General features: G+C 66.2%; 6 protein-coding genes and 1 pseudogene. 6 read left to right on the plus strand and 1 reads right to left on the minus strand.

Annotation, left to right across the window (positions count from 1 at the left end; all coding sequences use genetic code 11):
- Positions 1-1,018 precede the first annotated feature (1,018 nt).
- A complete protein-coding gene (locus SM450_RS30705) occupies positions 1,019-1,654 on the plus strand; it encodes a hypothetical protein (protein ID WP_474623275.1) in 636 nt (211 codons plus the stop codon).
- Positions 1,655-1,666: 12 nt separating this feature from the next.
- A pseudogene (vsr, locus tag SM450_RS30710) lies at positions 1,667-2,086 on the plus strand (DNA mismatch endonuclease Vsr); the annotation flags it as partial.
- A gap of 17 nt (positions 2,087-2,103) precedes the next feature.
- On the opposite strand, the gene SM450_RS30715 reads toward vsr, so the two are convergent.
- Positions 2,104-4,002, minus strand: coding sequence for a DNA cytosine methyltransferase (locus SM450_RS30715; protein WP_474623276.1), 1,899 nt, complete (start codon positions 4,000-4,002; stop codon positions 2,104-2,106).
- A gap of 292 nt (positions 4,003-4,294) precedes the next feature.
- Between SM450_RS30715 and SM450_RS30720 the strand changes: the two genes are divergently transcribed.
- The 4 genes from SM450_RS30720 to SM450_RS30735 are packed head-to-tail and all read left to right on the plus strand — an operon-like array spanning position 4,295 to position 11,305.
- Positions 4,295-5,773: an ATP-binding protein gene (locus SM450_RS30720; RefSeq protein WP_474623277.1), complete on the plus strand. Its 1,479-nt coding sequence runs from the start codon at positions 4,295-4,297 to the stop codon at positions 5,771-5,773.
- Complete coding sequence (locus SM450_RS30725; protein ID WP_474623278.1) at positions 5,770-8,565, plus strand: Z1 domain-containing protein; 2,796 nt, start codon at positions 5,770-5,772, stop codon at positions 8,563-8,565. Before SM450_RS30720 ends, SM450_RS30725 begins: the two co-directional genes overlap by 4 nt.
- A complete protein-coding gene (locus SM450_RS30730) occupies positions 8,562-9,557 on the plus strand; it encodes a PD-(D/E)XK motif protein (RefSeq protein WP_474623279.1) in 996 nt (331 codons plus the stop codon). Before SM450_RS30725 ends, SM450_RS30730 begins: the two co-directional genes overlap by 4 nt.
- Positions 9,554-11,305 carry an AIPR family protein gene (locus SM450_RS30735; protein WP_474623280.1) on the plus strand — a complete coding sequence of 584 codons (1,752 nt, stop codon included), beginning with the start codon at positions 9,554-9,556 and terminating at the stop codon, positions 11,303-11,305. The genes SM450_RS30730 and SM450_RS30735 overlap by 4 nt, the downstream gene beginning before the upstream one ends.
- Positions 11,306-11,428 lie beyond the last annotated feature (123 nt).

The following is an 11,428-nucleotide window of genomic DNA, read 5'->3' on the forward strand; positions in this document are numbered from 1 at the left end:
AGTCTTGGTCGACAGCTGTCCTACCTGGAGCCTCGCACCCATCGATCACCGGGCCTGCCGCACCCGCCCTGAACTGCAAAATCAGCTTGGAAAAGGCTCTATACTCGACCGGGCGATGCCGTGCATGACAGCGCCGACGACGAGCCGTCCGCGGCGTCCCCGGCCGTTGAACACGTCGGTGACCCGGAACTCGAAGCGGTCACAGCGGTGAGTGTGGCAGCACTGGTCCCTCTTGTAGGTCCGAGAGCGTTCAGTCGCCGGTTTCGGCCCCACCCTTCGTCGACGATTTCGGTGCCGCCGGAAGCGTCTAATTTATTCGACGTCAAGAACGCTGAAGTCGAGGTCGCAGAGTATTCGGCGAATCGCCGCATCATCGAATCCTTCGTTATCGCGGATGTCTTGCAGCAGCGGCCACCCAACTCCCGGTGTTGAATTGCCGATTACGTACAGCGGTGGGCCATCTGCATATTCGTCCTCGCGGTAGTGAAGGTCGAAATGCTGCAAGACCTCGACATGCCGGCGTAGGTCGCTTGCGGTGCAATCGGCGATGCTCTTGAGAACCCTTCCCAGAATAAGCCGGCCCCGGTTTTGGTGGAGTCCTGCATACCGGTGACCAAGGCTTCCTGGCCGGGCTGTTCGAAGCCTGGATCGCGTCGTGGGCGATGGCCGTCGGCGCACTCCAAACGCCACGCCTCGTCGCTGTCGACGCCGCCTGAACGTTCAGCCGGTGTTGACAGTCGCGCTCGCTGTCGATGTCGCCACCGGCAAGTAGCGGCGGGCCCTTGGTTCAGTAGCGGCTGGTATCCGAGGGAGGGAAGCCGCAATGGCACACACTGTCAACCCACCCAGGCGGCTATGCCACCGTAGTTGGGGTCTCAATCGGCGAGGTAGCGGAACGAGACGAGAACGGGTTGACTGGGAGATTGTCATCAGCTCTGTGGATGAAATAAGGAGATTTGATCCCTCACAGTGCGTCGGTATGGGTCGACCCGAGGCTGCCGCGGAACACGACTTTTGGATGCCACGACATGTCGACGACTCGTTGGGCTACTTCCACGGCACTCGGTCGATCATGAATGTCGACCCTGGTCTCGCTCGTTCCGTCGGCGTCGTGGAGCGCCGCCTGGTCGCGCTGGCAGACAAGCTTTCGGTTGACACCGCTGGGTTCGAGGAGGTCGCCGCGGCGATCGAGTTCTTCAATCAGGACGCGGACGAGGTCGAGCCGGAGTTGGAGGGCGTCGAGGACGAGCTTTGGGCCTGCTTCACGGGCGAGGTGGGCGACCTCGAGAGGCTGGACCTCGGCGTGGCAGGGCTCGTCATGGCGTTGGCGTCAGTAGGTACGGTTCCGGCCGCCAGTTGTCGCGGCCACCGCAGCGTCACCGCCTGGTCCGACCATCCGATCGTCATGGCAGCGGTCGACCGTGACCATGCCGACTGGCTGCAACCGCTCGTGAAAGCTACCGGGTGCGGCTTCGCGTGGGATGATGAGCGTGCGGACCTGCTCTGCCTTATCGCCCCCTCCGTCTCGCACACGATGGGGCTCGCCGAGCGCATCCTCGCCGAGGCGGAGGTCCGATGGCCGGCCGACCTGGCCAGGACCGTTGTTCTCGAGGGTTCCGGAGGCGGTGACGACTTCGATGAGGACGAGGACTGAAGCTTGCTCGGAATGTCGGCGTACCGCGGTCGAGGCGGGGACCCCCGCTCCGATGCTTCGCCCGGTCGAATTGCGACGATCGTGACGGACCGGCACGGGTGGGTGTCCACCGACGAGGGAGCTCATCTGCGGGGCCGCAGGACGCAGGACACCACTCCCGAGGTCTCGCTTCGACGTGCGGTACATGCCCTCGGTCTTCGTTACCGGCTGAGGCGACGCATCGCCGGGTGTCGGCCGGACCTCGTCTTCCCTGGTCGTCGGGTAGCCGTCTTCGTTGATGGGTGCTTCTGGCACAACTGCCCTCAGCATGGTCCCAAGGTGTTCAAGGGACCGAACGCCGATCGCTGGCGGGCCAAGCTGCAGACCAACGTCGCCCGTGATCGCCGCAACGACACGGCCCTGCGTGACGACGGGTGGCAGGTGGTCAGAGTGTGGGAGTGCGAGGTACGTCAAAGCGCCGGGGACGCTGCCCTACGTGTGGCAGGGGCCTGTCGAGAGGGCTGCGCAGGCGCGGATCGCGCGTCGCATACGTTCCTGAGGGGGCACCGGACGCAGTCGGAGACCGACTGATCAGGCTTGCAGTAGGTGGCACCGACGAGCCTGATGGCAGCCATCCGACCCGGCGCATGCGGACCGGAGCCGACCAGGAGGGCGAGGTCGAGGCGACCCTTCGTGCGTAGGTTCGATTCGCTGGACGCTGTGCTCAGAACGCGCGCCGCCACCCTTACGGTCGCCTGGTTCGGGATCAGTCTGTCCTCGCCGAGCAGGAGGCGGAACAGTTCCATCTCAGCTGCCTGGAAGCCGGCCTTGTCTGCAATCTCCACCGGGTCGCCGTCGTCGTCGAGCTGGCTGATCAGGACCGTAAGCCGCTCGGCCGCCCTGCGGAGTCGTGGCGTCGCGTCGCTATGGCGGGACATGGCCTCGAGGTGGCGTGGCGTGAGGGCGGGCAGTCCTCGCACCCCTTCCAAGACCGAGTTCAGTCCCGTCTGGCCACGGCACATCGCCACTAGGGCGGCGAGGGTCGGTGACATGAGGTCCGACGGGAACAGGTACCAGTGTTCGCCCTTGCGTTGGTGGGTCGCCCACTGGGCCACCCGCTTGCGTAGGGCGACCATGTTGCGGTCGGTGCTGGGCAGGGGCAGGTCCTCGCGCGGCCTGACCGCCGTTGCGGCGGCCTCGCCCAGCAGCGGTGGGACTGCGTTCCCGATCTGGCGGAATGCGTCGCTGCGTGTGCCGGCGAAGCGGAACCGGTCGGGGAAGGTCTGGATACGAGCAGCCTCTCGGACCGTGAGGGTGCGGTGCTCCTCGGGATGGATGTACCAGTATCCGTCCTTGGCGATGTGCGCGGTGATCGATCGGCTGAGTTCCTCCCAGCCGAGCCGTTTGTACTTGTCGTCGAACGTGTCGGCCTTATAGCGGCGCAACTGTGGATCGATCTGCGAGTAGAGGGTCTTGGAGTCCATGAGTGCGAACACGGTGCGGTCGTCGTCTCGTACGGGACGCGTCATGTGGTCGTGGACGAGCCCTGCGGGGGCGCCGACACGCATGGCCGTCGTGTAGGCGCTGGTCGGTCCCGTGTAGTCCATCACTCGTCCGCCGGTGTCCAAGCCCAGCTGCGGAAGGTCGGCGATGGCCTCACGCAGCTTCGTGGGAGTGTCGCTCTCCTTCGGCCAGTTGAACGGTCCGTCGTCGCGACGTGCGAGGAGAATAAGGCGTTGCCTGTGTTGCGGGACGCCGAACCGCCAAGCATCCACGAGCCTTACCTGGGTTCGGTAACCGTCGCTCTCGAGCATGTCCACGATGGTGCGGACGACGAACAGTTCGTCGCCGAGTGCCATGTCCGGGACGTTCTCCATCAGCACCGCACGCGGGCGGACTCGCAGGACGACCTCAACGAACGATCGCCAGAGTTCCTTGCGGTGGTCGAGTTCGTCGCGAACGCCGGCTTGGACGAGGCTGCGGATCTTGCTGCGACCGGCCCGGCTGAACGGCTGACACGGTGGTCCGCCAGCCACCAGATCGACGTCGACCTTCCGGAGCAGCCGGACGAGCCCCCGGCGGGCGGCGGCATCTCCGAGGTCGACGTCCAAGGCGAGTCCGGGGAAGTTCGCGCGGTGGGTCGCAAGAGCCTTCGCGTCGTGGTCGACGGCGGCGGCGACGGTCCACCCTGCGTTCGTGAGTCCGAGGCTCAAACCACCTGCGCCGGAGAAGAGGTCGACGGCGAGCGGGCGCCCCCGGGCGACTTCGCTCTGACACCAGTCAACGAACGTGTCGGTGGTGCAGCCGTCGGTGTGTGGGGCGAGCCGTAGATCGTCGCTACGCTGCAGCTTTACGCCGTAGGTGGACACCCGGCTGTCGTCCCCCCTTGTGAACGTCCCACCGCGTGGCGGGTCGCGTACACCTGTTCTACTCGATCATAACAACCGTACTGTACGGGTTGCCGGGACTGATAGTCACCACGCCGTCCGGACAATTTCAAGTCGATCGGCATCCTATCGGTAGGCCGTCGTGACTGCCGCACCCCGGTCGGTTGACCGCCCGGGAGAGCGCTTCGCGGCTGGCCGTTCCGCCTTCAGCGATTCAGCCCGTCCCTCAGCGAGGTCGTATGCTGTCTGACCGTAAACAAGTGAGAGGTTGCCGATGACCGGGGAGCCGAGCGACCAGCACGCGCCACCGCAGGCGGCGGCCTTGATCGAGTCCCTGCGGGCGTTGGGCTACGACCTGCCGGACGCGCTGGCCGACATCATCGACAACAGCGTCACGGCCGAGGCTGTGACTGTCAGCGTCGAGTACAACGCTGACCCAGTCAGCGGCTGGGTCGCGATCGTCGACGATGGCAGGGGCATGAGCGAGGAGCAGCTGCACCGAGCTATGCACCTCGGAACGGACGGGCCGTGGGTGCATCGCCACCCCGCCGACCTGGGGCGTTTCGGGCTGGGGCTCAAGACGGCGTCGTTCTCGCAGGCCCGTCGCCTCACCGTCGTCAGCTGTACGACGGACGGCCGTCCCGCCAGCCGCGGGTGGGACATGGAACACGTTCGCAGGCGCAACGGCTGGTACCTGCTCGACACCCTGGACGACGAGGCCGCGTCCATCGTCCGCGAGCTGGGCTTCCAGGGACACGGCACCGTCGTGCTGTGGCGAGGACTTGACCGGTACGGTACCAGCAAGGCCCTGATCAACCAGATGGCGAAGGTGCGCACCCACCTCGGGGCCGTGTTCGGCCGACACATCGGTCGCGGATCACTGCGCCTGCGCGTTGGCGGACAGCCAGTCAGAGCCTGGGACCCCTTTGTGCGTCAGCACCCGGCAACCCAGGATCTGGGAACCGAGCCGATCCACAACGGGGACACGGTCGTCACCGTCACGCCCTACGTACTCCCACACCCCTCCAGAATCGACGAGGGTGAGAGCAGAAGCGCGGCCGGGCCGTCCGGCTGGATGCGGCACCAAGGCTTCTACGTCTATCGCGGCGACCGGCTCCTCACCCTCGGCGGGTGGCTCGGCCTGCCGGGACTTCGATCCACTCAACCGACGCAGCTCGCCCGGATCTCCGTCGACGTCAGCGCCGACGACGACCATTCCTGGCAGGTCGACGTCAGGAAGGCGACGGTCATACCGCCGGCAAACCTGCGCGACCGGCTCGCCGAGATCGCCGCGCTCGCGCGGACCCGGTCCGAACAGGTGTTCCGCCATCGGGGGTCAACCAGTGACCGCCGTGGCGGCGGAGGGGGTCAGCTCGTCTTCGTCTGGCAGCAGCACAGCCGACGGGGCAACATCGGCTACCGGGTCAATCGACAACACCCGGTGGTCGCTGCCGCCCTCGCGGGGGCCGAGGACACCGTCGGTCCGCTGCTGCGCCTGCTGGAGGAGACCGTGCCGGTCGGACTCATAGCAGCGGAGAGCAACAGTGCGCCGGAACGGACGCCACAGGCTCCGCTCGAGGCCGAGGACCGTGACGAGGTGGTACGGATGCTGCGCGCCGCCATGACCAGGCTGCCCGCCGACGTGACGTCCAAGGCCGCGTTCCTGCAGGCACTGCGGTCGTCGGAGCCCTTCAACCGGTTCCCGGACGTGCTCTCGGAGGTCCTCGACGGTGAAGGGACGGACGGCAAGTGATCGACGCCTTCGACATGGCGATGGGAATCAGCGAGAACGCCCTGCTGAGCACGGCGCGCACCGAACGCACCGCGGACAAGGTGCGGCAGGTCGCGGCCTTCGCCGCTGGCGTCGCAGAAAGTGTCGGACCGGTTGACGTCGACGAGCTCGTCACCCGTCTGGAGGAACGCTTCGACGTGTGGGTGCCGCGGCCCGTCGCCGTCCTGAACGCAGACGAACACGAACAGTGGTACGCGGCCCGCCGCGACAAGATCGCTTTCGACTACTGGGAACGGTACCGCAAGTGGCTCGCCACCCGGGCGGGATGGAAACCGCAGCCTGTGGAGGCGCTGCACGAGTCGACCGACCTGGTCCTGGACAGGCTGGAGAACCCGGAACGCCCCGGGTCCTGGTCGACCTACGGACTGGTCTACGGCCAGGTCCAGTCGGGCAAGACCGCCAACTACACCGGTGTCATCTGCAAGGCCGTCGACGCCGGCTACCACGTCGTGATCGTCCTAGCCGGACGAAACGAGAGCCTCCGCAACCAGACCCAGGCTCGGCTGGACTTGGAGTTTCTCGGCTTCAACACCAGGGTGACCCGCCACCGCGCCGACGGTGCCGGCCTGGGAGACATCGGCGTGGGTCTGCTGGGCCTTCACCCACCGGTGCAGGTGTTCCCCCTGACCACCACGGAGTCGGACTTCAAGCGCAACGTCGCCCTCACCACGGCGGTCGACCTGCGCAAGAACCGTGTGCTCATCGTGGTCAAGAAGTACAAGAGCATCCTGGAGAACCTGACCGCGTGGCTGGAGAACTTCACCAAGGACCATGCCCTTGCCGACCTGCCGCTGCTGCTCATCGACGACGAGGCCGACGACGCCTCCATCGACACCAGGAAGGCGCCCGACAACAAGACCCACAGCGATCCCGAGCACGACCCGACCGCCATCAACAAGGCCATCAGGCAACTACTCGCGATGTTCGACCGCCGCGCCTACGTCGCCTACACCGCCACGCCGTTCGGCAACATCTTCATCCCGCACACCACCGACCATCCGCAGCTCGGACCGGACCTGTTCCCCAACAGCTTCATCCTCGCCCTCAAGCCACCGTCCAACTACTGCGGTCCGGAACGGGTCTTCGGCTTCGAGGACCCGACATCCGACGAGATCCGCCAGCCGCTGCCGATCATCAAGCAGATCGACGACCACTCGGCCTGGATGCCGGACGGGCACAAGAACGGCCACCGGCCGTCGTTTCCGATGCCCCCCTCACTCGTCGAGGCCATCGACGCGTTCATCCTTGCCACTGCGGTGCGCAAGGTCCGCGCAGGCCGTCCGGGCGGGCGCGCCAGCCACAACTCCATGCTGATCCACGTCACACGGTTTACCGAGACCCAGTCCACGGTCGTCAGTCAGGTCCGCCAGCACCTAGGCACGATGCGAGACACCTGGGGGGAGCACGGCGCGGCCGGCAGCGCTCTTCGTAGACGCCTGAGCAAGCTGTGGCGCAGCGACTTCGTCCCGGTACACCGCGAACTCGCCGCCCGAGACGACCTCGGCGACGCCATCGGTGACCCGGTCACCATGTCAGAGGCACTGAACGCTGTTCCGGAGGTGCTCGCCGAGGCCGCGGACAACGTCAAGGCCATCAACGGCACCGCCCAGGACGTCCTCGACTACCGCTCCACCCCGGTCACCGTGGTCGCCGTCGGCGGTGACAAGCTCTCGCGGGGACTCACCCTCGAGGGTCTGACCGTCTCGTACTACCTGCGCGCCTCCCGCGCCTACGACACGTTGCTGCAGATGGGCCGCTGGTTCGGCTTCCGCACGGGTTACCTCGACGTCACCCGGCTGTACACCACCAGGGAACTCACCGACTACTACGTGCACATCACCCGCGCCAACCGAGAGCTCATGGACGTCGTGACCACGGTTGCCGAGAACAACGCCACACCGCGCGACGTCGGCCTCAAGATCGAGGACGGCATCGGGCAGCTGCAGGTCACAGCCGCCGTGAAGCGACGGGCAGCGACCACCCTGACATTCACCTTCTCCGGTGAGCGCCCCGAGACCCTGGTGATGCTGACCGACCCGTTGTCGTCGAAGAACAACCGTGAGTTGCTCGACAACCTCGTCGAGGCAGTCACCGACTGCGACCCACTGCCCGAGGGCAGCGTCTCCAGCGCCAACGGCTTTGTCCGCACCAACGTTCCGCCCGAACCGGTGAAGGCGTTCCTCACCTCCTTCAGGGCGTCACCTCGCAACGTCCAGGCAGCCCCCCGTTTCCTGCTGGAGTACATCGAGGCGCAACAGGCGAAGGGCGAACTGGTCAACTGGACCGTGGCGGTGGTCGCGGGCAAGGCACCGACTTCCGACACCATCGCCGGTATGGAGGTACGCCGGGTGACGCGCCGCAACACCAGCAGCACACCTTACGTGTCCGGCGAGGACTACGAGGTGGGCGTCCTGGTCAACCCGGCGGACGAGGCGATCGGACTGACCGAGAAGCAGTTCGACAGCGCCAAGGCCCGGACCCGCGCCGACGCCGCCGCTGACAAAACCGTCCGGCGACCCAGTGGTCGGGCGCTGAGGCGGGAACGCTCACCACAGGACGGACTGCTGGTGCTGTACCGGGTCGACCCCGGCAGCGGAAAGGCTGACGAGCTCGTCATCGGCTTCGCGATCTCCTTTCCCCAGACGGACAACGCCAAGAAGCTGCGCTACAAGGCGAACAATGTCTTCATCGAGAACCTCGCCAAGAGCCTGCGCGCACAGGAGCTCGGCCTGCCAGAGGACGACTCGGAGTGACAACCACCGTCGAACAGGTCGCCAGGCTCTTCGAGCAGATGCAGAGCACGCCCCCGCAGCTGCCCGGGACACTGCGCCGTCGCCTTCGGGCGCACGCCGCCCACGTCGAGGTGCATCTCGAGATGGAGTTCCCCGGCCGCGTGCGAATCCTCGCCGTCCGCGCCCCCGACGTCCCGGAAGCTCCACGGATGGCCGACACCGTCGGACTGCGGTGCGCCTTCGCCGACCACACCGTTCGCATCGCCGCCAGCGCGGCCGTGGAGCCGGAGATGTTCCACACCCTGGTCGCCGACCTCGTTCACCACCTCGCAGTAGCTCCTCACCGCCCGGGATGGGCTCTGGTCCAGCGGTTGGGCTCCTGGCAACGGATGCTCGCCGCGGGCCTACGAACCGGACTGTCCGCCCAGGCGCAACTCGGGCTCTACGGTGAGCTGCTGGTGTTGCGCGAACTCGTGCTGCCGGTGTGGGGACCCGCCACGGTCCCTGCCTGGGTCGGCCCCACAGGGGCGGACCAGGACTTCCAACGATCGGGAGTCGCCGTGGAGGTCAAGTGCACCACCCATCGGGACGCACAGCGCTGCAGGATCAGCAACGAGGCGCAGCTCGACACCGACGACATCGACTACCTCGCCCTGATCCACCAGAGCGTGCGGACGACCACCACGGCCGGAGTGAGCCTGCCCGAGATGGTCGACGCGGTTCGTGCCGAACCGGCGGTGGCCGCGGATCCCGCGCCGTTCGAGGACCGACTCCTGCACGCCGGCTGGCTCGACCTGCACCGGCAGCAGTACGAACGGGAACGGTACGAACTCGTCACCCGCCGCTGCTATCGGGTGACGAACGGGTTCCCCCGCATCCCCAGGCAGCACGTGCCCACGGGAGTCAACGCCGTGGCCTACTCCGTCGACCTCGACGAGTGCCGTCCCTTCCTCGTCCCGCAGAATGACATTGTCCAGCGCTTGGCCTCGGCGAACCTTGGAGCACTCCAGTGACCACCAATGTCGATCTTGCCGCCTTCGCCGAGGAACTGCGTGTCGAGGTCAACCAGCGTCTGTCCGCCGAACCGGAGATGATGGTCGGGGACATGTTCGTCAGAGTCGTCTCCGAACGACTGATCGCCGATGGCTCCCTCGAGGACCTCGAGGTCTGCTACCTGCGACAGCAGGGCCGACCGTTTCTCGAGGTGTCTGGATACAACATCAGCTCCGACGGCACGATCCTCGACCTGGTCACCCGCGAGACCGAGAAGTCCGGAGAGACCATCAGCAAGGCACGCGTGACGACGCTGTTCCGGCGCGCAACGGCGTTCGCGGAGGCCTGCCACGAGGGACTCCACAAGCTCAAGGAAGAATCCGCCCCGGTATACGACATGGCGCAGCGCATCCACGCCGAGTGGACGGAGCTGAGGAAAGTTCGTGTCTTTCTACTCACCGACGGCCGCGCCACCCTTGAGCGCATCGAGGATTCCACCGTCGTCGGCCTCCCCGTCTCGTACCAGGTGTGGGACCTCGCCCGGCTGCAGCGTCTGGCCTCGTCCGGCCGGGCGCAGGAGGATATCGTCATCGACCTGGAGGACATGGGTCACTCGGTTCCGGTCCTCGAGTCACCCGAGCAGTCGGACGGCTACCGCTGTCTCCTTGCCGTCATCCCCGGCCAGCTCCTCGCCGACCTCTACGAGCAACACCACAGCCGCATCCTGCAACGCAATGTCAGGGCGTACCTACAGGCACGCGGCAAGGTCAACAAGGACATACACTCCACGATCCGTGACCACCCCGGTCGCTTCCTCGCCTACAACAACGGGATCTCCGCCACCGCCACCGACGTCGGCACGTACACCCGGAATGGCACTGTCATGCTGCAGCGTCTGCACGACCTGCAGATCGTCAACGGCGGCCAGACCACAGCGTCCCTGCACCACGCGTCGATGAACCACAGCCTCGACGGCGTCTACGTCATGGCCAAGATCACCGTGGTCCCGAAGGAAACGCTCAACGAGCTGGTGCCGCGAATCTCCCGGTACGCCAACTCCCAGAACGCCATCCGCCCGGCCGACTTCGAGGCAAACGGACAGTTCCACATCGGTCTGGAACAGGTGTCCCGAACCGCGTGGGCGCCGCCGCACGGCAGCGTCATGAAGGAGACCCGCTGGTACTACGAACGCGTCAGGGGCCAGTACCAGGTCGAACGCAGCCGCCAGAGCACGGCCGCACGCAAGAGGAAGTTCGAAGCCGAGTGTCCACCGCACCAGCGGTTCAGCAAGACGGACGCGGCCAAGTACGAGATGGCGTACCTCATGCGCCCGCACACGGTCAGTCTCGGCGCCGAGAAGTGCTTCCAGGAATGGACTCTCGAGTGCAAGCTCGAGGAGAAGGACTCTCCCGGCGTTTCCTACTTCCGGCATCTCGTCGCCAAGGGCATCCTCTTCCAGGGCATCAGGAGACGCGTGCTCGGACTGCGGCTCGGCGGCTACCCGGGACAGACAGCCGCCTATGTGATGGCGCTGGTTGTCGAACGTCTCGGCGGAGACCTGAACCTGGACCTGGTGTGGCGGCTGCAGGAGGTGCCCGAACAGCTGGACGCGATCGTGCCGCATGTGACCCAGGTCGTACGTGACGTGATCATCGACCCGCCCGGCTCGGCAAACGTGACCGAGTGGTGCAAGAAGGAGGACTGCTGGAACCGGGTACGCAAGGTCACCTGGTCGCCGCCCGCGGACCTGGCGAAGATCGGCTCCTAGGTACTACCTGCCCCTACGGACGGATGGGGCGCGGTGGTTTCGTCACGCTGGCGGCATGCCGCCGATCAGCCTGGACGAGCCTTCGGGCCGCTATCTGTCCTTCGCCGAACGCGAGGAGATCGC

The sequence above is a fragment of the Micromonospora marincola genome (assembly GCF_056150385.1).